The 20,880-nt window shown below is 70.2% G+C and carries 19 protein-coding genes; 17 read left to right on the forward strand and 2 right to left on the reverse strand.

All coding sequences use genetic code 11. From position 1 onward, the window contains the following. The first annotated feature begins 95 nt into the window (after positions 1 to 95). On the forward strand, positions 96 to 1,286 hold the full coding sequence (locus OHA61_RS04160) for a M6 family metalloprotease domain-containing protein (RefSeq protein ID WP_406301744.1): 1,191 nt from the start codon (positions 96 to 98) through the stop codon (positions 1,284 to 1,286). Between the two features lie 81 nt (positions 1,287 to 1,367). Here the strand turns inward: OHA61_RS04160 and OHA61_RS04165 are convergent, their stop codons facing one another. After that, positions 1,368 to 2,333: a LysR family transcriptional regulator gene (locus OHA61_RS04165; protein WP_406301745.1), complete on the reverse strand. Its 966-nt coding sequence runs from the start codon at positions 2,331 to 2,333 to the stop codon at positions 1,368 to 1,370. A 289-nt stretch (positions 2,334 to 2,622) separates the two neighbouring features. Between OHA61_RS04165 and OHA61_RS04170 the strand changes: the two genes are divergently transcribed. From OHA61_RS04170 to OHA61_RS04195, 6 genes are all read left to right on the forward strand, one after another. Continuing rightward, the gene (locus OHA61_RS04170; RefSeq protein WP_406301746.1) at positions 2,623 to 5,514 is read left to right on the forward strand and encodes an AAA family ATPase; all 2,892 of its coding nucleotides are present in this window, start codon (positions 2,623 to 2,625) and stop codon (positions 5,512 to 5,514) included. Between the two features lie 640 nt (positions 5,515 to 6,154). Further along, positions 6,155 to 7,354, forward strand: a complete 1,200-nt coding sequence (locus OHA61_RS04175) for a branched-chain amino acid ABC transporter substrate-binding protein (protein ID WP_361905985.1) — start codon at positions 6,155 to 6,157, stop codon at positions 7,352 to 7,354. Positions 7,355 to 7,368: 14 nt separating this feature from the next. Continuing rightward, positions 7,369 to 8,259, forward strand: a complete 891-nt coding sequence (locus OHA61_RS04180) for a branched-chain amino acid ABC transporter permease (protein ID WP_406301747.1) — start codon at positions 7,369 to 7,371, stop codon at positions 8,257 to 8,259. Continuing rightward, positions 8,259 to 9,305: a branched-chain amino acid ABC transporter permease gene (locus OHA61_RS04185; protein WP_406301748.1), complete on the forward strand. Its 1,047-nt coding sequence runs from the start codon at positions 8,259 to 8,261 to the stop codon at positions 9,303 to 9,305. The genes OHA61_RS04180 and OHA61_RS04185 overlap by 1 nt, the downstream gene beginning before the upstream one ends. Further along, positions 9,302 to 10,120, forward strand: a complete 819-nt coding sequence (locus OHA61_RS04190; RefSeq protein ID WP_406301749.1) for an ABC transporter ATP-binding protein — start codon at positions 9,302 to 9,304, stop codon at positions 10,118 to 10,120. Before OHA61_RS04185 ends, OHA61_RS04190 begins: the two co-directional genes overlap by 4 nt. Beyond that, positions 10,113 to 10,823: an ABC transporter ATP-binding protein gene (locus OHA61_RS04195; RefSeq protein WP_406301750.1), complete on the forward strand. Its 711-nt coding sequence runs from the start codon at positions 10,113 to 10,115 to the stop codon at positions 10,821 to 10,823. The genes OHA61_RS04190 and OHA61_RS04195 overlap by 8 nt, the downstream gene beginning before the upstream one ends. Before the next feature lie 24 nt (positions 10,824 to 10,847). Here OHA61_RS04195 and OHA61_RS04200 read toward each other — a convergent pair whose 3' ends face one another. Further along, positions 10,848 to 11,786, reverse strand: coding sequence for a LysR family transcriptional regulator (locus OHA61_RS04200; RefSeq protein WP_406301751.1), 939 nt, complete (start codon positions 11,784 to 11,786; stop codon positions 10,848 to 10,850). Between the two features lie 96 nt (positions 11,787 to 11,882). Here OHA61_RS04200 and OHA61_RS04205 point away from each other — a divergent pair, with 96 nt between their 5' ends. The 10 genes from OHA61_RS04205 (at position 11,883) to OHA61_RS04250 (ending at position 20,879) form a co-directional block, all read left to right on the forward strand. Beyond that, positions 11,883 to 12,614: an SDR family NAD(P)-dependent oxidoreductase gene (locus tag OHA61_RS04205; protein ID WP_406301753.1), complete on the forward strand. Its 732-nt coding sequence runs from the start codon at positions 11,883 to 11,885 to the stop codon at positions 12,612 to 12,614. Positions 12,615 to 12,803: 189 nt separating this feature from the next. Beyond that, positions 12,804 to 13,442 (forward strand): DUF4255 domain-containing protein, encoded by a 639-nt coding sequence (locus OHA61_RS04210; protein ID WP_406301754.1) that lies wholly within the window; start codon positions 12,804 to 12,806, stop codon positions 13,440 to 13,442. Further along, on the forward strand, positions 13,439 to 14,170 hold the full coding sequence (locus OHA61_RS04215) for a hypothetical protein (protein WP_406301755.1): 732 nt from the start codon (positions 13,439 to 13,441) through the stop codon (positions 14,168 to 14,170). The genes OHA61_RS04210 and OHA61_RS04215 overlap by 4 nt, the downstream gene beginning before the upstream one ends. Positions 14,171 to 14,184: 14 nt before the next feature. Next, positions 14,185 to 16,008, forward strand: coding sequence for a phage tail sheath family protein (locus OHA61_RS04220; protein WP_406301756.1), 1,824 nt, complete (start codon positions 14,185 to 14,187; stop codon positions 16,006 to 16,008). Positions 16,009 to 16,069: 61 nt separating this feature from the next. Then, a complete protein-coding gene (locus OHA61_RS04225) occupies positions 16,070 to 16,525 on the forward strand; it encodes a phage tail protein (RefSeq protein ID WP_266484108.1) in 456 nt (151 codons plus the stop codon). A gap of 13 nt (positions 16,526 to 16,538) precedes the next feature. Then, positions 16,539 to 18,161, forward strand: coding sequence for a phage tail sheath subtilisin-like domain-containing protein (locus tag OHA61_RS04230; protein WP_406301757.1), 1,623 nt, complete (start codon positions 16,539 to 16,541; stop codon positions 18,159 to 18,161). Further along, the gene (locus OHA61_RS04235; RefSeq protein ID WP_361905959.1) at positions 18,158 to 18,673 is read left to right on the forward strand and encodes a phage tail protein; all 516 of its coding nucleotides are present in this window, start codon (positions 18,158 to 18,160) and stop codon (positions 18,671 to 18,673) included. Before OHA61_RS04230 ends, OHA61_RS04235 begins: the two co-directional genes overlap by 4 nt. Before the next feature lie 62 nt (positions 18,674 to 18,735). After that, entirely contained in the window at positions 18,736 to 18,957 is a 222-nt protein-coding gene (locus OHA61_RS04240; RefSeq protein ID WP_406301758.1) for a putative phage tail protein, read from the forward strand. After that, positions 18,957 to 19,655, forward strand: coding sequence for a LysM peptidoglycan-binding domain-containing protein (locus OHA61_RS04245; RefSeq protein ID WP_406301759.1), 699 nt, complete (start codon positions 18,957 to 18,959; stop codon positions 19,653 to 19,655). Before OHA61_RS04240 ends, OHA61_RS04245 begins: the two co-directional genes overlap by 1 nt. Before the next feature lie 6 nt (positions 19,656 to 19,661). Continuing rightward, on the forward strand, positions 19,662 to 20,879 hold the full coding sequence (locus OHA61_RS04250) for a phage late control D family protein (RefSeq protein ID WP_406301760.1): 1,218 nt from the start codon (positions 19,662 to 19,664) through the stop codon (positions 20,877 to 20,879). Position 20,880: the final 1 nt, after the last annotated feature.

Genomic DNA, 20,880 nt, shown 5'->3' on the forward strand with positions numbered 1-20,880 from the left:
ACCGCCTCCGGTGATCGCTTCCTGGCCCGCCTCATGGACATGGCTGCCGGACGCATCTGACGTCCGGCAGCCACCGTAAGAAAGGAACTGAGGAAATGCACAGACACGCCCGCAAGGTCCGGCGGCTCGCCGTCGCACTGACCGTGCTCGCCCCTCTGGCGGTGGCCGCCCCCGTGGCGAGTGCCGTCTCGGAGGACACGGCCACAACTGCCGCCGACTGCGCTCTCCCCGGCAGGACCGGCTGGACCGACGAAGGCCATGACACCGACTACCGCCAGTTCCAGAAGCCGATCGGCACCAAGCGCGTGCTCATGCTGTTCGTCGACTTCCCCGACGCCCAGGCCACCGACTCCACCGACGACTACTACAACGAACTCGCCCCGGCCGCCGACTGGATGCAGAAGGCATCCTTCGGGAGAGTCAAGCTCGACATCACCCCGGTGCACCGCTGGCTGCGGATGCCGCAGGAGTCCACCACCTACGGCTTCGACCGCGGGATCACTTTCGAAGAGCACGAGTTGTACATGCGTCAGGCGGTTCAGGCCGCTGATCCGGATGTCGACTTCTCCCGGTACGACATGGTCTACATCGTCCCGAACAAGGCCGCCAAGGCGATCAAGTTCTCCCCGACGTACCTGTACGACCCCGCCGCCGCCGGCATCGTCGCCGACGGCAAGCGCCTCAAGTGGGGAGTGACGTTCGGGCAGGACATGTGGCGCTGGGGCTTCAAGGTCGTCAACCACGAGACCGGCCACACATTCGGGCTGCCCGACCTGTATGCCTTCGAAGGCGCCGACTTCCACCGCTATGTCCGCGGCTGGGACCTCATGGGCAACATCGCCGGGCCCGCCCCGCAGTATGTCGGCTGGGAGCTCTGGAAGTTCGGCTGGATCGACGACGACCAGGTCAGCTGCCTGTCCACGGCCGGCAGCCGTACGGTCCAACTGAAGGCTGTCGAGCGCCCCGACGGAACGAAGATCGCGGTGGTCCGCACCGGCGAGACCACGGCGTACGTCGCCGAGTCCCGCAAGGCCGTCGGGAACGATGCCAAGGCCTGTTCCACCGGTGTGCTCATCTACAAGGTCGACTCGGCCGCCCAGACGGGCTACGGCCCGGTCCAGGTCGTGAACGGCAACCCCGACGCCACCCCGCCGTCGGGCTGTGCGCAGCTGGACATGGCCGCGTTCCGCCCCGGGCAGTCCTTCACGGATCCCGACACCGGGGTCCGGATCGACGTCAAGAGCAGCAGCCCTCTCCACGACGTCATATCGATCACCAAGCAGTAGGCCGCTGCCGTGGATGGCGACCACAGTGCCCTCGGTCGCCATCCACCGCGTCGCCCCAAGGGGCGGCGGCACCGCAGCGGCTCAGTCCAGCAGCCGCACCGAGCGCGGATGGCGTTCACGCCACCGTGCGTACGCGGGCGTGGCGGCGCAGGTGGCCAGATAGCCTCTGCCGACCCTGCGGAAGATCTCGTCGCCGTGCGGGGCGAGCGGGCCGTCGCGACGCCAGGCGAGAACATGGCGGTACCAGATCGGATTCCCGGCGAGAGGGCGGACCGCGACGCCGGGCACCGCGATGAACGTGGCCTGGCAGAGGCTGACGGCCAGACCCGCCCGTACGAGCTCGATCAGCTGCCGGCCCTCCGCCTCGAAGGGCGTCTTCGGTTGGCCATCCGCAAGGGCGAAGACGGACGCCCAGTATTCCCGGGTGCGGTCGGTGTCCGGGTGGGGCACGGCCCAGTCCTCCTCGATGAGCTGGTTCAGGCTCACCTCTTCCTGCCCTGCCAGCGGGTGGGCGGACGGGAGCAGGGCGAAGACGGGCTCGGTGGCCAATGGGCGCAGTACGACTTCATCGCGTGGCGAGAGCTCCTGGCCAGGGTTGTCACCGAGGACCGCCGCCTCCAGGCGTCCCGCGGCGAGGTCGTCGAGCAGCGGGGACGGGGAGTACTGGCAGCGGACCGTCACCTCCGACCGGGGCGACAACTCCCTTACCGCCACGACGAGATCGGCAAGCACCGGGGCGCCCACCGATCCGAGGCGGACGCGGTCGGGTGTGGTTCGGCAGCGTGCGGCGCGGGCGGTGTCGGCCAGCAGGCCGTCGATGCCCGGCAGGATGGCACGTGCGCGGGTGAGCACCAGCTCGCCGAAGGTTGTGGGGACGGCACCGGCCTGTCCACGGTCGAAGATCGACCCGCCCAGCATGATCTCGATGCGCCGCAGCTGGGCGCTGAGCCCTGGCTGGGTCATGCCCAGCGATGCGGCGGCGCGGGTGAGACTGCCGGCCTCCGCGATCGAACAGATCACTCGCAAATGCCGTACCTCGAGATCCATGGCGCGGATGCTAGAGACCCGCGGGAGCTCCCGAACAGTGGCGGGAAACCCTCAGTCGTATGTGAAATGTCACATGTAATTCATGCAGACGCCCGGTGTAAGCGCGAGGACACTGCGCCCGGGCCGAAGGCGGGAGTCTTCTTGATCAACGACCCGCGATCACCGGTCGCCCCTTTCGCGCTTCGCGCGAGCGGGATTAGCGTGGTGTGCACGAGGTTGCGGGTGTGACGCGGGATGGAACGGGCAGCCGCCCGGCCCGTGGCCGTGGTGAACGGCTGGGTGCGTCAAGATGGTGAGTCTCGATCTCAGCCCCCGCGCCGCGGGCGGCGGAGGTTTCGCCTTTGTGGGCCGTCGACGGGAGTCCGGTCTGCTGCGGGGCGCCCTGCAGCATCCACCCGCAGTGGTGCTGATCGAGGGAGAGGCCGGCGTCGGCAAGTCCCGCCTGGTCGGCGAGGTGACCGCGGACTTGGTACGCCAGGGCGGACGGGTCCTGTACGGGTGCTGCCACCCGCTGCGCGAACCCTTTCCCTACGGGCCGGTCATCGACGCCCTGCGCCAGGCCGGTCCCTACCTGCCGCCGGCCGCCGAGATGTCGCCACTCACCGGCGTCCTCGCGCCGCTGCTGCCGGAACTGGCCGACCACCTGCCTTCCGCCGGCGACGACGTGCAGGAGACCGGAGCTGAGCGCTACCAGCTGGTACGGGCGGTGCGCGCGGTCCTGGAGGCCTGCGGCACAGCGATCCTGGTCATCGAGGATCTGCACTGGGTAGACGAAGCCACCCGCGAGCTGCTGCTGCTCCTGGCCCGCGACCTGCCGCCGCAGCTGGGCCTGGTGCTCACCTACCGGCAGGAAGAGCTGCCGCCGCGCGCACCTGTCCTGGGCGCGGCCTATCGCCGCCCGCCTGGCACCAGCGGCGCGGAGATCCACCTGGCTCCGCTGACCGAATCCGACATCCAAGACCTGACGGCCGCCGCCCTGGGCCCGCGCGCCACTCACGCACTGGGCCACATCCTGTTCGAGCGCAGTGCGGGCTTGCCCTTGGTGGTCGAGGAGGACCTGATCACCTTGAGTGAACAGGGCCATCGGGTACACCTGAGCGTAGAGGTGGTCGATCCGGTGACCGGGCTCGGCCAAGCGGTCGTGCCTCGAGGGCTGCGGGAGGCGGTCACCACCCGGGTGCGGGGCCTGGGGGCGCAGGCGGTGGCGGTCGTGGAGGCCGCCGCGGTGCTGGCGGTGCCCACCGCCGAACCCGTGCTGACCCAGGTCGCCGGCCTCGACCCCGAACAGGGCATGGAGGCATTGATGGAGGTGCTGGGCGCCGCAGTGCTGCGCGAGAACCGGCCGATGCAGTACGGGTTCCGCCACTCTCTCGCCCAGCAGGCCGTCTACCAGACCATCCCGGGTCCGCAGCGTCGCCGCCTGCATGAGCGGGCGATCGCGGCCCTGCGCGCAGTGGACAGTCCCCCGCTGGTGCAGATCGCCCATCACTTCCGTGCCCTGGGCGACCAGGAGGGCTGGCTCACACAGGCCGAGGCGGCTGCCGCCCAGGCGCTCACGCTGGGTGACCAGGGCACCGCCGCCGCCCTTCTGCACGCCATCCTCGCCGAACCCGGGCTGGATGAGGATGTACGTACCCGCGTAGCGCTGGCTCTCAGCCGCACCGCCACCTACAGCGTGGAGTACACGGCGTCGGTGGCGGTCCTGCAACGGATCCTGTCCGACCCTCAGTTGCCCGCCACCACCCGCGGGGAAATCCGCGTCGGACTCGGCCTCATCCTCACGAGTCAGGCCGGCGACCCGGCAGGCATCCGGGAGCTGGAATGCGCCATCGGGGAGCTGGGCGACCAGCGGCCCGAGACCGCCGCGCACGCGATGAGTCATCTGGCCCTGTGGGCAACGTTCAGAGGGCGGCCCGCCGCGGAAGCTCTGGCCTGGATCGAGCGCGCCGAGCGCGCTGTGCAGGCCAGTCCCGATGAGGCGGCGCGGGCCACGGTGCACGCCAACAAGATCGCGGTGCTGGCCCAGATCGGGCATCCGCAGGTATGGGAGCTGGTCGACCACCTGCCCCGGGAAGGCAGAGACCTGGCCGTGCTGAGGCAGACCGCCAGGGCGCTGTACAACGCGGCCGATGCGGCCGTGGATCTCGGCCACGACGATCGGGTGGGCCCGCTGCTCGAACAGAGCCGGGACCTCGCCCACCGCACCGGTGCACCGCAACTCGACGCCACCTGCCGCATACTGCGCCAGGAACTCGCCTGGCACGCGGGCGCCTGGAGCGACCTGGAGGCCGCCTACGCGACCTTGTTCGCGCAAATCCCCGACATCCAGATGCTGGAGATCGAGGGATCGCTCGTTCTGGGGGCGCTTGCCGAGGCCCGCGGACAGTGGAGCCAGGCTCTCAAGAGGTACACCACCGCCGCGGACGCGAGTGACTATGCGGTCTGGAGCGCTGATGCGGCCGCCGGAATCGGCCGGGTGAGGCTTGCCCAGGGTGAGCCCGAGACAGCGTGGGCGATCACCGCCCCGGCAACGGACCGACTGCGGCACAACGGGCCCTGGCTCAGAGCCTCAGACGTGATACCGGTCGCCGTCGAGGCCGCGCTGGCCACCGGGCGGCTCGAGTCGGCCACGGAGCTGACCAGGGAGTTCGAGCGCGCGATCGAAGGCCAGGACGCGCCGGCCGCCATCGCGCACCTTCACCTCTGCCTCGGACTTCTTCTGCGCGACGAGGACCCGGCCCGGGCTCGCGACCACTTCGACCGTGCTCGCGCCACCTTCCAGGGCATCGGCCGTCCCTACCCCGCGGCCCAGGCCGCCGAACACGCCGCCCGCACCTTGATCCCCACCACGCCCCACCGTGCCGCGCAGGACCTGACAGAGATCGACGAGATCTACCGGCACCTGGGGGCCACCTTCGACGCCGCCCGCTGCCAGCGCACCCTGCGAGACCTCGGCGAAGCCCGCCCCCCGGTCGGACGCCGCGGCTACGGCGAGCAACTCTCCCCCCGCGAGCAGGAAGTCGCCGGCCTTCTCGCCACCGGCGCCACCAACCGCGACATCGCCCATGCCCTCTTCCTCTCCCCCCGTACCGCGGAACACCACGTGGCCAGCGTCCTCAAGAAACTCGGCGTCACCAGTCGTCACGCCGTCCGCGACGCGCTGACCACCAACAACCCATAGGTCGCCGCAAGGTGGCGAAAGCCGGTGTCGACGGACCCTGGCTCAACCGGTACGGCCGGCCTCAATAGGCACACGTGGGGTCCGGACTACGCAGCGTTCCCTTCCACGGGGGGGTACCCCATACCCAGCGATCCGCGGTACGGGCTGCCATCGGTGACCGGACTGTGTTCGCCCTGCCATGGACTTGGCCCCCTTCTCTCCGTCTCCTGGATTCACCGGCCCCATACATCCGGGGAAATCCCTTATGACTGGAGAATCCGATGGCGGTGGAGAAAATCGCGGGCCTCGCTGCACGGTGCTGGAACTCCCGCCCCTTCACGTCCCACAGCACAGCGGAGGGGGAGCCGCCCGCTTCGATGGCGCTGTCTTCGGTACGCGCCGCCGATGACACCTTGGCCGACCGGACGACAACGGTCGGGTTCAAGCCATTGACCGATCACCCTGGTGCGATGTGAAATGTCACACGCCACATGGCGCCACAGGGTTCATGCCCCGACCAGGGGAAGAGCCGCGTCCTGAGCCGGCTGCGACTCACCGTGTCGCCCGCTGACCGATACCCCAGGTCCTCGCACCCGTGACCGATCCACCCCAGGTCCTCCTACCCGACCGTCCGCATTGCCTCGCCGAGGAGCGTGCCCCCGTGAAGAGACCCACCATCCCCGTCCTGCCCCCAACCGCCCGCACCACGTCCCGCGTCGTGGCGCTGACCTCGCTCCTCACGGTGGCCGCGCTGTCCACCACGGGCTGCAACGGACTGGTCGGCTCCAGCTCCGAGGGTGACAACAAGGGCGCCATCGTGCTCGGTATGGACATCCCGATGTCCGGCAGCAGCGCGGACATCGGCCCGTACATGAAGAACGGCGCGCAGCTTGCGATCGACGAGATCAACGCCAAGGGCGGTGTGCTCGGCCGGAAGCTGAAGCTGCAGGCCGAGGATGACGCCTGCGACCCGAAGACCGCGGTCGCGGCAGCCAACAAGCTGGTTGCGGCAGGCGCGGTCGTCTCGGTCGGCGGCTACTGCTCGGGCGCCACGCTGCCCACACTGCCGGTCTTCGGCAAGCAGAAGATCCCCATGATCATTCCGGCGGCCAACTCCAACGAACTGGTCGCGCAGCAACAGGATCACGTCTTCCTCATCAACGGCACCGGCAGCCAGCAGGCGGACGCGGCCGTCAAGTGGCTGACCAAGGAGGGGGTCAAGAAGGTCGCCGTCATGGACGACAACACCAGTTACTCCAAGGACATCGCCGACCTCACCTCGGTCAAGCTGGGAGTGGGCGGCGCTCCGGCCAAAGCCGGTGAGGATTCGGTCAACCCCGGTGAGAGCGACTACAGCCCGAATGTCACCAGCGTGCTGAAGTCGAACCCCGACTACATCTACTGGACCGGCTACTACCAGGAAGGCGGCCTGCTGATCCGTCAGTTCCGCCAGGCCGGCTACAAGGGCAAGTTCCTCGTCGGCGACGGCTCGGTCGACGCGAAGCTCGTCGAGATCGCGGGCGCCGCGAACGGCAAGGACGTCTACGCGACCATGACCCAGACCCCCGAAACCACTCCGGGCGCAGAGAGCTGGATCGCCTCCTACAAGAAGAAGTTCGGCTCCGAACCCGGCCCGTACTCGACCCAGTCCTACGACGCCGTGCGGGTCGCGGCCGAGGCCATCAAGAAGGCCGGCAGCACCGACGGCGACAAGATCATCAAGGCGCTCGAGGGCCTGAACGGCTTCGACATCTTCTCCGGCCCGCTGAAGTTCACCGATGAACACACCCTGAGCAACGGCGGATTCGTGATCCTGGGCGTCAGGAACGGCAAGTTCGTCCTGCAGGACTCCCTCAAGTAACCGGAGGGGTTCGCATGGCACAACTCATCTGGAACGGGCTGTTCGTCGGCTCGTTCTACGCCCTGGTCGCCCTCGGCTACAGCATGGTCTACGGGATCATCAAGCTGCTCAACTTCGCCCACGGCGACCTGTACATGCTCGGAGCCTTCTCGGGATTCGCGCTGCTCGGCACGCTCGGCGCCGTCCCCGGTGGTTCGCTGGCCGCCCTGTTCGTGGTGCTCGTGCTGACGATGCTGGTGACCGGCCTGAGCGGCGTCGCGCTCGAGCGGGTGGCCTACCGGCCGCTGCGCGGGGCACCGCGGCTGTCGCTGCTGATCACCGCTGTGGGTGCGTCGTTCGCCCTGGAGTACGGGGTCCGCATCGTCGCGGGCCCCAACCCGCGGGTGTATCCGGTACGCCTCGACGGCACCGCCATCTCGGTGCTCGGCGCCAGGATCACAGTTCAGCAGCTCATCCTCATGGTGGTCGCCCTCGGTCTCATGGTGACGCTCAACGCGCTCGTCATGCGCAGTCGCCAGGGCCGGGCGATGCGCGCCATCGCGCTGGACCCGAAAGGCTGTCTATTGATGGGCATCGACGTCGATGCGGTCATCTCCCGTACGTTCTTCATCGGTTCGGCCCTTGCCGGAGCGGCCGGAGTCATGGCGGGCGCCTACTACGGGAAGATCGACTTCCTGATGGGCTTCATCATCGGGCTCAAGGCGTTCACCGCGGCTGTCATCGGCGGCATCGGCAACCTGAAGGGCACGATGCTCGGCGGCCTCGTCCTCGGTCTGCTGGAGTCCTTCAGCACCGACTGGTTCGGCGGCGAATGGCGCGACGTGTTCGCCTTCGGCTTCCTCATCCTCTTCCTGACCGTGCGGCCCACCGGCCTGCTCGGCACACGTGTGACGGAGCGAGTGTGATGACCGCCGTCCAGAACCAGAACCCACCGGTCAAGCCGAGGGGCCGCGGCCCCTCGGTCATCACGCGGCTGCTCGAAAGCCGCAGGCTCGGCTGGGCCGGGCTCGCGATCGGCCTGCTGGCCCCCTTCGTGACCGCCACCCCCTATGCCCTGAACGTGATGACCAGCGCGGCGGTCTTCGTGATGCTCGCCGTCGGTCTGAACATCGTCGTCGGCTACTGCGGCCTGCTCGACCTCGGTTTCGCCGCCTTCCTCGCCGTCGGCGCGTACACCGGCGGCATACTCGCGACGCGGCTGGACGTCCCGCTGCTGGCCACCGTGCCGGTCGTCGTCGTGGTGACGGTGGTGGCCGGAGTGGTGATCGGAGGCCCGACGCTACGGCTGCGCAGCGACTATCTGGCGATCGTCACCCTCGGCTTCGGGGAGATCATCCGGATCGTCGCCAACAACCTGGACATCACCGGCGGCCCTTCGGGGATCTACGGCATACCAGGGCTGCTCGGCGACACGCTCTCCGATCCGGTCGTCTTCTACTACACGACCGTGGTGATCGTCTCGGTCGCGGTGCTGTTCGCCGCCCGGCTCGGCCGCTCCCGTATCGGCCGTGCCTGGCGGTTCGTCCGGGAGGACGAGGACGCGGCCGAAGCCAGCGGAGTCAATACGTACCGGGTCAAGCTGGCGGCCTATGTCGCGGGCGCGGTCTGGGGAGGTCTCTCGGGCGTCCTGTTCTCCGCCCAGCTGTCGGCGGTCTCGCCGGCCAGCTTCACCTTCCTGCAGTCCGCCCTCGTCCTGATGGCGGTCGTGCTCGGTGGCATGGGCTCCACCCGCGGTGTCGTGGTCGGCGCCGTCGTCATCAGCCTGCTCCCCGAACTGCTGCGGGACCTGGCGGACTACCGGTTCTTCGTGTTCGGCATGCTCCTCATCGTCGTCATGCTGCTCCGCCCCCAGGGCCTGTGGCCGCACCGCACACGCGACCCGGACGAGACGGCCGCCCGCAGCACGCCCGGCGTACCAGCGACCGCCCTGTCGGCGAAGGAAGACACATGATGCTCGAAGTCAATGATGTGCGGCTGGCCTTCGGGGGAATCCGCGCTGTCGACGGCCTCACCTTCTCGGTCGGCGAGAGTGAGATCGTCTCGGTCATCGGCCCCAATGGCGCGGGGAAGACGTCCGCGTTCAACTGCGTCAGCGGGTTCTACAAGCCGACCGGGGGTACCGTCCGGCTGGCCGGTCAGGACGTGACAGGCCGGCGCCCGTCGGCGATCGCGGCCTGTGGCCTCGCTCGTACCTTCCAGAACCTGAGGCTGTTCGGCGAGTTGTCGGTGCTGGACAACGTACGGGCGGGCACCCATCTCTGGCTGAAGCAGAGAGCCGTCGACGCGTTGTTGCACACCCCTCGCTACCGTCGCACCGAACACGAGGCCACCGACGAGGCGCACAAGTGGCTCGACTTCGTCGAGCTGCGCGGCGACCGTGCCGGTCCCGTGCGCAACCTGCCGTACGGCGAGCAGCGCCGCGTGGAGATCGCCCGCGCCCTCGCCCGGCGGCCGAAGCTGCTGCTGCTCGACGAGCCGGCCGCGGGGCTCAACCACGGCGAGAAGGCAGAACTGCTCACCCTGATCCGCCGGATCCAGGAACTGGGCATGGCGATCGCCCTGATCGAACACGACATGGGCCTGGTCATGGACGTGTCCGAGCGGGTGGTCGTCCTGAACTTCGGCAAGGAGATCGCGGACGGCCGTCCGGACGACGTGCGACGCAACCCGGCAGTCATCGAGGCCTACCTCGGCCGGGATGCCGACGACGACGAGGTCCACGCCGCTCGCGCGGAACTCGTGGGGGACGGAGCACAGCATGCTTGAGATCCACGGCCTCGAAGTCAGCTACGGAGGAGTACGGGCGTTGCGCGGGCTCCATATCACCGTCGGCGAAGGGGAGACCGTCGCCCTGCTCGGCAACAACGGCGCCGGCAAGACCACGACGCTGTCCGCCGTGTCAGGACTGGTCAAGCCCGCAGCCGGCCGGATCCTCCACGAGGGCGAGGACATCACCAGGACGCCGCCGCCGAAGATCGTCGCACGCGGGGTGGTGCATGTCCCCGAGGGGCGCCGGATCTTCAGCACGCTGACGGTGCACGAGAACCTCCTGATCGGCGGTTATCTGGTGCGCGACGGCGCGGAACTGGCCCGACGGGTCGACGAGGTGTACGAACTGCTGCCCCGGCTGGCCGAACGGCGGACCCAGCACGGCGGGACGCTGTCCGGCGGCGAGCAGCAGATGCTCGCCATGGGCAGGGCCCTCGTCGCCCGCCCCCGCCTGCTGATGCTCGACGAACCGTCAATGGGACTGGCCCCGCTCATGGTCGCGGCCGTGATGGAGGTGATCAGGGACATCAACCGCGGGGGCACCGCCGTGCTCCTCGTCGAACAGAACGCCAAGGGGGCGCTGAAAATCGCGCACCGTGCATACGTGATCGAGAACGGCGAGACGGTACTTGAGGGGACGGCGGCCGAACTGTCCGCCGACCCCCGCGTCGCCGAGGCCTATCTGGGCGGGGTTTCGTGACCGGTGACGAGCGGCTCGGACAGGTCAGGTCCGAACTCCGCCCGCTCGACTCAGGCCCGTGGTCCTCGAGTTGGTCGCGGTCGTCGACGGCCTGCTGGTCAGCACCGCGGGGGGCTGGAGACGTGTCGCAGTCCGGATGAGGTCGGCGACGGCTCTGGACCGGCTGTGCGGTGGCCAGGCGATCACGGTGGTGACTGTCGGCGCGTCCAGCACGGGCACGGCGGCGAGGTCACCGAGCAGTAGGGCTCGGCACGACTCCGGCAAGAGGGTGCAAGCGCGGCCGAGCGCGATCAGCTGTAGCAACTGCGTGTGGTCGCGGACCTGCGGGCCGGGGCCGGGCGGGTAGGTGCCGGCGCGGTCGGGCCAGCGTGGCAGGGGCAGGCCTGGCAGCGCGGTGATGTCGGCCATGTACACGTGAGCCCGGCCGGCGAGCGGATGCCCGGCCGGCAGGACCACAACCTGGCTCTCCGTGCTGAGCTCTTCGGTGTCGAACCCGGCCGTCGAGTCGAACGGCCGGTGCAGCAGCGCCACGTCGGCCCGGCCCTCGCGCAGGTGTCGTTCCTGCTCGCCCGGCCCGCACAGGGTGACGTCGACGGGGACCGCGCCGGGTTCGGCGGCGTAGGCGTCGAGCAGTCTCGCCAGCAGTTCGCTGGCCGCGCCGGCTTTCGTGACCAGGACCAGGCCGGGACGGCCGGTCGCGGCGAGGGCGGCGCGGCGGGTCCGGCGGTCGGCCGCATCGACCGCGTCCAGGGCCGCTCGGCCCTCGGCCAGCAGCACGGAGCCGGCCTCGGTCAGCGTGACGGTGCGGCTGGTCCGGTCCAGCAGCGCTGCCCCGAGCCGGCGTTCGAGCTGCTGGATCGCCCGGGACAAGGGCGGCTGTGCGATCCCGAGCCGCTGCGCGGCGCGCCCGAAGTGCAGCTCCTCAGCGACAGCGACGAAATATCGCAGTTCCCGGGTCTCCACGCAGCCATCGTATCCCCGGATCGATACCTGGGAGGTATCGCTGCCCACCTGATCGGTGTTGGACCCCTCGCCAGGGTCCCAGCCAGCATTGTCCCCATGAGTGAACGAACGATTGCGCTGGTCACCGGCGCGAACAAGGGAATCGGGTACGAGATCGCGGCGGGCCTGGGGGCCCTCGGCTGGAGCGTGGGGGTCGGCGCCCGCGACGATCGGCGCCGTACTGCCGCGGTGGAGAAGCTGCGCGCGGCAGGCGTCGACGCGTTCGGTGTACCGCTGGACGTGACCGACGACGCGAGCGCGACCGCCGCCGCCCGGCTGATCGAGGAACAGGCCGGGCGCCTCGACGTGCTCGTCAACAACGCCGCCATCACCGGTGGCATGCCGCAGGAACCCACCCGGGTCGATCCCGCCACCATCCGGACTGTCGTGGAGACCAACGTCATCGGCGTCATCCGCGTCACCAACGCGATGTTGCCGCTGCTGCGCCACTCGGCCTCGCCGCGGATAGTGAACATGTCCAGCAGCGTCGGCTCCCTCACCCGGCAGTCAGGAACCGCTGCTGAGCAGACGACGGGTCCGGTGGCCGTGGCGTACGCGCCGTCGAAGACGTTCCTGAACGCCGTCACCCTTCAGTACGCCCGGGAGTTGAGCGGCACGAACATCCTGATCAACGCCGGCTGCCCCGGATACGTCGCGACCGACCTCAACGGCTTCCGCGGCGTGCGCACCCCCGGACAGGGCGCGGCGATCGCCGTCAAACTCGCGACCTTGCCCGACGACGGCCCGACCGGCCAGTTCTTCGAGGACGCGGGCGTAGTGCCCTGGTGATGTGCCCGGCGGTCGTCACCCGCCGGGTGAGGCGGCTTCACAGCGTCGCCCGGCGGGTGCGGATCCAGGGAGGGAACCAGGGATTTCCCGGAAGCTCCGGGGTGTCACCCGGCCCTAGCCTCGCAGGTGTTGACCGGTCCGGCGCACAACTGCCGGGCAGCGTTGGTGCCGTATCCGCACGATCGGGGGGTGATCGCAGTGGGCAGTCCCGATGTGATCGCCGATGTGTCCGACATCCTGCTGAAGGTACTCGCCGCCGCGGTGCGCGAGTCCGGCTCCCAGGCCCAGGTGCGTCTCGTCGACCTCATCGGTCAGCAGCAGGGCGGCAACGCCGGGCTCGGTCTCGAGCTCTTCCTCTACGAGGTCGCCGAGGACCCCAGCGCACGCAACCGCGGCCCCCGCCACACCGTGGTGGAGGACCCGGTCACCGGCGCGGTCCGCCAGGAACTCCGCAGGGCCGACATGGCCCTGTTGCTGCGCTATCTGCTCGTCCCGACCGGCGGCACCCCGGACGCCCAGCAGCGAATGCTCGGCAGGGCGATGCGGGCGCTGTACGACGACGCCATCCTGCAGGGTCCGTTGCTGGTGCCGGCCGCGGAGAGCAACAGCGTGGCCGAGGCCGGGGAGTCGCTGAACCTGCGCCTGGCCCCGCTGTCGCTCGACGAGCGGGCGAAGGTGTGGTGGGCGATCTCGCAGCCGTACCGGCTCTCCCTCAACTACGAGGTGCGGGTGGTCAATCTGGCCTCCCGCGACCTCACCGTCGAAACGGCCGTGACCGGCGGCGGCGTCGGCGTCGGCGTCGGACAGCGCGTGCGAGCCCGCACGTGACGGCCGGCGACGCGGCGGTGGACACCGTACGGATCGCACCGGGACCGGTCTGCCTGCTGCCGCTGGATGCCTTCACCGGACGCGCGCCCGTCCTGCAGGTCACCGCTGTGGTCGAGCGGCGCCTGGCCGGCGGGCGATGGGCTGCCGAGGACGACGTACCGGTGGTGGCGACTCCGGGCGGCGCAATTGTGCTGCCTTCCCTGGCGAGTGCGCACCCGGCTCCCGTGCCGGGCGCCGTGCAGCGGCTGCGTATCCGGCTCGTCTCGCCGTACCTGCTGGACGCGGAGCATCCGGGCGGCGTGGAGTTCGACGCCCCGGCGTCGACGGTACCCGCGGTGACGCGGGTACGGCTGTATCCGTTGCCCGCCTATCCGTTCCCGCCCGGAACCCGGCTGCTGCGCGGGCGGGTGCGGCGTGGTGGGCCCGCTGGTGCGGCGGTCGCCGGAGCGGCGGTCAGCGGCCGGGCACGTGCGGACGCGGGCTCTGTGCCGCGGGTCGCCGAGTGGGCGGAGTACGCGGCGACGGCTCGGGACGGCGCTTTCCGGCTGCCGCTGCGGCGGCCCGGCAGCAAGCCGCCACTGCCCGCACCGGATCCGGCCGTGCCCGAGGCCGAGTGGTTCACGGTCACGGCGCTCGCCGATCCCGGTCGGCCCGGCGGGCCCGAGGCGTCGATCCATCTGACCGCGCAGGACATCAGCGGTACCGAGCAGCTCATCGAGATCCCGTAGCGGAGGAAGCCCCGATGCCCGAATATCTCAGCCCAGGCGTATTTGTCGAGGAGATCTCCACCGGCCCGAGGCCGATCACCGGCGTGGCCACCAGCACCGCCGGCATGGTCGGAGTAACCGCCCGGGGTCCTGACTCGGGCAAACCCAAGCTGGTGACCAGTCTGTTGGACTTCCACCGGCTCTTCGGCGGCTTTCTGCCCCGGCCGAGCGACGCCGACGTGGTCACGGCCGACGCGAACGGCATCCGGTGGTGGCTGCTGCCGCTGGCGGTGAAGGGATTCTTCGACAACGGCGGGCAACGGCTCTACGTGAAGCGGATCGTGCCCCCGGCCGTGGGAAGCACCGCGGCTTCCGCGACGCTGCTGGACGATGCCACCCCGCCGGTACCTGTCCTCAGTGCGCAGGCAGCACAGGCGGGCGAGGGAGGCAACAGCCTGCATGCCGTGCTCCGGATCGCGCGCTCCGCCACCGTCGCCGTGGTGGCGCCGGCCGCCCCGCCCGCGGGCGACCCCCCTGCCACCGTGACGATCGCCGGCCTGGGCGCGATCGAAGACGGCAGCACGGTCCTCCTCGTCCCCGCCGACCGTACGCAACAGCCCAGTCTGCACACGGTCCTGAGCCACGCCCCCGACGGCGCCAACCACACGCTCACCCTGGACCGCCCGCCCGCAGCCGCTGCCGTCGCGGGCGACACTCTCGTACTGGCCGGCTTCCGGCTGGACATCATCGACGCGCCTCCGGGCGTCGCGAGGCAGACCCGGACGATCCCCTCGGCGCCCAACCCGCCTGCCGCCGACCTGGGGATGCTCGCCACTGCCGTCGGATCGGACCCGGACGCGCTCCTCGCGCTCACGATCGGCGCCGATCCACTGCCGTTCCTGGGCAGCGGCATCTCCAGGACCGACCCTGGCCGGCCGCTCGCCACACTCGATCTGGCCGGCGGCGTCAGCGCCGGGGGAGGTCTCACGCCCGCCGACTACATCGGCGTGGACGGAGGCAGCGGAAACCGTACGGGCATCCAGGCCCTCGAAGACATCGACGAGGTGGCGATCTGCGCGGTGCCCGGCGTCTGGGAGCCGACCGTCCTCGACGGCCTCACCACGCACTGCGAGATTCTCGGCGACCGGTTCGCCGTGTTCGACGGACCTCCCACCGCCGATCTCGAAGGCATCAGGGACTTCCGCCAGCCGCTGTCCACCGACCGGGCGGCCCTGTACTACCCCTGGCTCCAGGTGCCGCATCCGGCGGGTGCCGGCACCGCGAAGGCGCCCCCGTCGGGGCACATGATCGGCGTCTACGCCCGTACCGACGTGGAGCGGGGAGTCCACAAGGCACCGGCCAACACGGTCCTGCGCGGCATCGTCCCCGGCGCCGGCCTGGCCTCCGACGTCACCCGGCGCGAGCAGGACACCCTGAATCCCGTCGGGATCAACGTGCTGCGGGCCTTCCCCAATCTGGGCCAGCGGGTGTGGGGCGCGCGGACCCTGTCGGACGACACCCGGTGGCGGTACGTCAACGTCCGGCGGCTCTTCCTCTTCATCGAGGAGTCGCTCGACGAGGGGTTGCAGTGGGTCGTCTTCGAGCCCAACGCCGAGCAGCTGTGGGCCTCGGTCCGGCAGAGCATCAGCAGCTTCCTGACCGAGGTCTGGCGGGCCGGCGCGCTGGCCGGCACCACACCGGAAGAAGCGTTCTACGTCGTGTGCGACCGGTCCACGATGACCGAGGACGACCTCGCGCAGGGCCGCCTGGTCTGCCAGGTCGGAATCGCCCCCGTCTTTCCCGCCGAGTTCGTGATCGTGCGGATCCAGCAGGCGACCCGCGAGTCGAACACGTCCTGAACACCCACACCGCCCAGGCCACTCACAACGCTTCAACCGCCGCAAAAGAAAGGGGACGGCTGTGCCACCCGTTCAGCGTGACGATCCGTACGGCGCCTACAACTTCCTCGTGCAGGTCACCGGCGTCGCCGCCAACGGCCAGGACGTCCAGGCGTCCTTCACCGAGGTCTCCGGGCTCACCGTGGACATCCAGCCGATCGACTACCGCAACGGCAGCGAGGACATCCGGGTGCGCAAGATCCCCGGCCTCAAGAAGTTCTCCAACCTGACGCTGAAACGCGGCATCACCGGCCATCCGGAGTTCTGGAACTGGATCAAGAAGTCGATGAACGGCCAGACCCAGCGCGCGCCGGGGGCGATCCTCCTTCTCGACGAGAACCGCCAGGAGGTCATGCGCTGGAACTTCGACCGCGGCTGGCCGGTGAAATACACCGGCCCCTCGCTCGGCGCGACCAAGAACGAGATCGCGATGGAGACGCTCGAACTCTGCGTCGAAGACCTCCAGATCGACGTGTGACCGGGAGACCGCCGTGTCCGCATCCGCCCTCGAACCACCCCTGCCCGCCGAACCGTTGCTGCCGGGACTGACCGCGATGGCAGCCGCGGCGGTGGATCCCGTCCAGCCGCTGCGTACCGATGTGGCCTGCTTCGTGGGGCGCACCCGGCGCGGCCCGGTGGCCACCCCTGTTCGCGTCACGGACTGGGCGGCCTACACCGCGGCCTTCGGCGGCCTGGATACCGCACTCGATCTGCCCTACGCGGTCCGCGGATTCTTCGCCAACGGCGGCACCGCGCTGTGGGTCCTGCGGACAGAACCGGCGGGCACAACCGCCGCCACGGCCGCCTGGCCGGCCGGGGCACCCTCACCGTTCGCACCCGCGGCGGGCTGCCGGGTCGAAGCAGTGTCCCCGGGCGGCTGGGCCGACGGCACCCGGGTAACGGTCCGTCATCGTCTGACCGGATCCGCCGGGCACCCCCAGGTGCTGGTGCGGGTCGATGCCCCCGGCGAGTCCCCCGAGTCCTTCGGCTGGCTGCGCCCCACCGAACTCCCCGCCGCCGTAGCAGCCGTCTCCCGGCTCATCCGGCTCATCCGGCTGATCCCCGACGGCCCCGCGCCCACCGGAGGGGAACCGGCCGCCCACGCGGGAACGCACACGGCCACCCTGGGCGGAGGAACTCCCGCCCCCGGCAGTCCCGATGACACCGGGACACTCGCCGACGCCTACGCCGACGCCGTACGGGCGATGGTGGAACTGCCGGAACCCGCCCTGCTGGCGCTGCCCGACCTGGACCGCAGCGGGGTCGGCGAGACCCACCGCGAGGAGTTGGCCGATCTGCTGATCGAGGGGTGCGCGGACGCGCTCGACCGGCTCGCCCTGCTCGACCCGCCGCTCACGGGCGCAAGGACCTCCGACCCCGCCGCCGCCACCCGGCGGGCCATCGGCTGGATGGAAGCACTGCGCCGGCGGCATGACATACCGGGCCTGCAGGCGTGCGCCGTCCACTGGCCACCGCTGCGGGTGCCCGATCCACTGGCGACCGCGCTCCCGGCGCTGCGTACGGTGCCCGCCTCCGGCCATGTCGCCGGAGTGGCGGCGCGATTGGACCGCGAGCGAGGCGCGTTCGCGACCCCGGCCAACGCCTCGCTCGAGGATGTCGTCGACCTCGCCCACGTACTGCGCTCCGATCAGGAGGTGGCGGTCTACGGATCGGGCGCCAATCTGCTGCGCTGTCCGCCCGGGAGAGGCCCCCTCGTGTGGGGCGGTCGCACGGCGGTGCCGCAATCGCAGGCGCAGGGGGTGGGTGACGGCTGGTTCATCGCCCACCGCAGGCTCGTCCACCGGCTGGTGCGGGCAGCCCGCGAGGTGGCCGGGCCGCTGCTCTTCGAGCCCGACACACCCGGTCTGCGGCTGCTGCTCGTCCAGGGGCTGACCGAAGTACTGCTCGGCCTCTTCGAGGCGGGCGCGCTGGCCGGGGACCGGCCCGCTGAGGCCTTCCGGGTGCGGTGCGACGAAGGGCTGAACCCTCCGGAGCAGGCGGCGCTCGGGCAGGTGGTCTGCCAGGTGGAGGTTGCTCCGGCCGCCCCCATGGAATTCATCGCGATCCGGCTGCTGATGGGCGGACGGGACCGGCTGGAGGTGGTGGAGGGATGACCGAGCAGACGCTGGAGTTCTTCGCCGAGCCGCTGCCGAAGTACCGGTTCCTGGTCGTGCTCGGCCCGGCCGCAGCCCATCTGCCGCCCGCGCAGACGGCGTTGCTGCCGCTCACCGCCCAGGGCGCCTTCCAGCAGATCACCGGACTCGGCGCGCAGCTGGAGGTCACCTCGTATCCGGAGGGCGGGGTCAACGACCGGGTCCGGCAGTTCCCCGTACGCCACTCCTGGAACCGGATTGTGCTGCATCGCGGGGTGGCCCGGGGCACGGGCCTGTGGTCCTGGTACCAGGCAGGGCTCGGCAATCCGCTGGGAGCTCGCCGCAGCGGGGCGGTGCTGCTGCTGGACGGGGCCGGAGTACCCGGCGCTGTGTGGGCTTTCCGGGGCGGCCTGGCCTCGAAGTGGACAGGCCCCGATCTGCACGCGGAGCGCAGCGAAGTGGCCGTGGAGCAGCTGGAGATCGCGCACGAGGGTCTGGTGGCGGTGGAGCAGGCGGTGCCGGGGCTGGGCTGACGCACGCGGCTACGGCCGCAGGGAAAAGCACCGCATGTCGTGATCACGTTCGGGAGAGAACAATGCTGACGATCCATCACCTTTCAGTCGACTTCGAGGTCGGCGGCGATGACACGGCAGTCTTCGCCCGGCTGTTCGCACAGCACATCCGGGAGTGGTCGCAGCAACAGGAGGATGTCAGGGCCCGCAGCCGACTGCTGGCCAGAGAGGCGTCCTTGACCGGTTGCGAACCGGGCCAGGACCCCTCCGGCGGGTCCGCGGCCGGCTGCTACGGGGGTGCCTGATGCTTCCGCTGCCCGGCCTCTCGGGACGGGACGCCGCCGCTACGCAGGCGACCCTGAGCGTGCACCCGCCCGGTTCGGTCTCGGGGCCCGTGGCCCCGCTGCTGACGCTGCCGGTCAATCCGACGGAGTACGCCGTCTCCAAGGCGGTGACGTTCGCCGAGATCGGCGTCCCGGGCCTGGACGCGCCCCCGCTGCAGTTCGTACGGGGCGGCGCGCGGACCCTCAAGCTGGACGCGCTGGTCGACGCGGCCGAGGAGCCGCTGCGTGGGCGCCGCGATGTACAGAAGCGATGGCTCGATGACTTCGAGTCTCTGACGGTCCGTCAAGGTACCACCCATGCACCGCCGGTGGTGACCTTCGCCTGGGGCGCCAATCCCCCGTTCACCGGTGTGGTGGACAGCCTCTCCATCACCTACGTGCTCTTCGACCGGGACGGCACACCGACCCGGGCCAAAGTGTCACTGTCGCTCAAGGAGTTCAGGACGGCGGAGGAGCAGAAGCTCACCACGCCCTTGAGTTCTCCGACCGTGCAGAAGGTCTGGACGGTGCGGCGCGGCGACACGCTCTCCTCCATCGCAGCCGCGGTGTACCGGGACTCCGGGCGCTGGCGCGAACTGGCGGCCGCCAACGCCCTCGCCGATCCCCGGGCGCTCGCCCCGGGGATGGCGCTCGTCGTCCCCGCGCTGGACCGGGGGTGAGGCGTGATGGCGCTCCTGGGGAACACGACCGCGACACCGCTGCCGGCCGATATCTACGCCCCGTGTTTCGAGGTCGCCCTGGACGGCTCCGAGATCGCCGAGCAGATGCGCAGTTGCGTGCTCGACATCCAGGTGGTCCGTGAGCTGGACAAGACCGGCACGTTCTCGCTGGCACTGAGCAACTGGGACGAGCTGAATCTGCGGCTGCGTTTCGACGACCCGAAGCACTTCGCCCCCGGCCAGCTGGTGGAGGTCCGGCTCGGCTACACCTCACAGCCCCGGCCGCCAGTGGTGGCCAAGGGCCAGGTCACCACGATCCAGCCGGACTTCCCCTCGTCGGGGCCGCCGACGCTGCAGATCTCCTGCCAGGACCGCACGGCGCAGATGAAGGCCCGCAAGCCACGGGCCGACGAGGTGAAGAAGTATCTGGACCTCGCCGACTGGCAGATCGCGCAGAAGGTCGCGGAGCGGCACGGGCTGGAGCTGGTGGCCGAGAAGGAGGGCGTGGTGCATCCGCTGGTGATGCAGAAGAACCAGGACGATGTCGCCTTCCTGCTGGAACGGGCGAAAGGCGTCGACCGGGAGTGCTACGTGGCGCCCGACCCGAAGAGCGGGGTGGAGCAGCTGTACTTCGTCTCCCCCGCCGACGGCAGGGCGGGTTCGACGGCCCGCCGGCCGCGCACCTTCGACCTCTGGTACGCGGTACTGGCACGTGGAGCCCGCTCCGGACGCCCGGAACAGGGCGAGGCGTCCAGGACCTCCCCCGCACCCAACCTGATCTCGTTCCGCCCGACCCTGACCCTGTCGGGGCAGGTCGCCAAAGTGACGGTGCGCGGCTGGGATCCCCGGACCAAGAAGGCGATCGTCGGCAGTGCGACACAGGCGGACTTGCAGGCGGAGCGCGACGCCGGGCGCAGCGGTCCAGCGGCCGCCGCACAGGAGATGGGCGAGAGGGAAGAGGTCATCGTGGACCGCCCGGTGAGCTCGGAGCACGAGGCACGGGCACTGGCGGTGAGCGTGCTGCGCGGCAAGTCGTATGAATTCGTCACCTGCGCGGGCCAGTTGGCCGGCCTCCCCGACCTGGTGCCGAGCGACTCGCTCCGGATCGGCGGGGTGGGGAGCAGGTTCGGCGGCACCTACTACACGACCAAGGTGACGCACTCCTTCAACTCATCAGGATTCCTGACCTCGTTCGAGGCACGGCGTACTTCCGAGGGACGGTGAC

It is taken from the genome of Streptomyces sp. NBC_00885 (assembly GCF_045207475.1).
Classification (GTDB): domain Bacteria; phylum Actinomycetota; class Actinomycetes; order Streptomycetales; family Streptomycetaceae; genus Streptomyces.

Coding starts and splice junctions, on each gene's coding strand:
- OHA61_RS04195 (WP_406301750.1), top strand. CDS start 10,113: ATGCTTGAGATCCACGGCCTCGAAGTCAGCTACGGAGGAGTACGGGCG.
- OHA61_RS04220 (WP_406301756.1), top strand. CDS start 14,185: ATGCCCGAATATCTCAGCCCAGGCGTATTTGTCGAGGAGATCTCCACC.
- OHA61_RS04170 (WP_406301746.1), top strand. CDS start 2,623: ATGGTGAGTCTCGATCTCAGCCCCCGCGCCGCGGGCGGCGGAGGTTTC.
- OHA61_RS04165 (WP_406301745.1), bottom strand. CDS start 2,333: ATGGATCTCGAGGTACGGCATTTGCGAGTGATCTGTTCGATCGCGGAG.
- OHA61_RS04180 (WP_406301747.1), top strand. CDS start 7,369: ATGGCACAACTCATCTGGAACGGGCTGTTCGTCGGCTCGTTCTACGCC.
- OHA61_RS04245 (WP_406301759.1), top strand. CDS start 18,957: ATGCTTCCGCTGCCCGGCCTCTCGGGACGGGACGCCGCCGCTACGCAG.
- OHA61_RS04205 (WP_406301753.1), top strand. CDS start 11,883: ATGAGTGAACGAACGATTGCGCTGGTCACCGGCGCGAACAAGGGAATC.
- OHA61_RS04160 (WP_406301744.1), top strand. CDS start 96: ATGCACAGACACGCCCGCAAGGTCCGGCGGCTCGCCGTCGCACTGACC.
- OHA61_RS04240 (WP_406301758.1), top strand. CDS start 18,736: ATGCTGACGATCCATCACCTTTCAGTCGACTTCGAGGTCGGCGGCGAT.
- OHA61_RS04235 (WP_361905959.1), top strand. CDS start 18,158: ATGACCGAGCAGACGCTGGAGTTCTTCGCCGAGCCGCTGCCGAAGTAC.
- OHA61_RS04190 (WP_406301749.1), top strand. CDS start 9,302: ATGATGCTCGAAGTCAATGATGTGCGGCTGGCCTTCGGGGGAATCCGC.
- OHA61_RS04250 (WP_406301760.1), top strand. CDS start 19,662: ATGGCGCTCCTGGGGAACACGACCGCGACACCGCTGCCGGCCGATATC.
- OHA61_RS04185 (WP_406301748.1), top strand. CDS start 8,259: ATGACCGCCGTCCAGAACCAGAACCCACCGGTCAAGCCGAGGGGCCGC.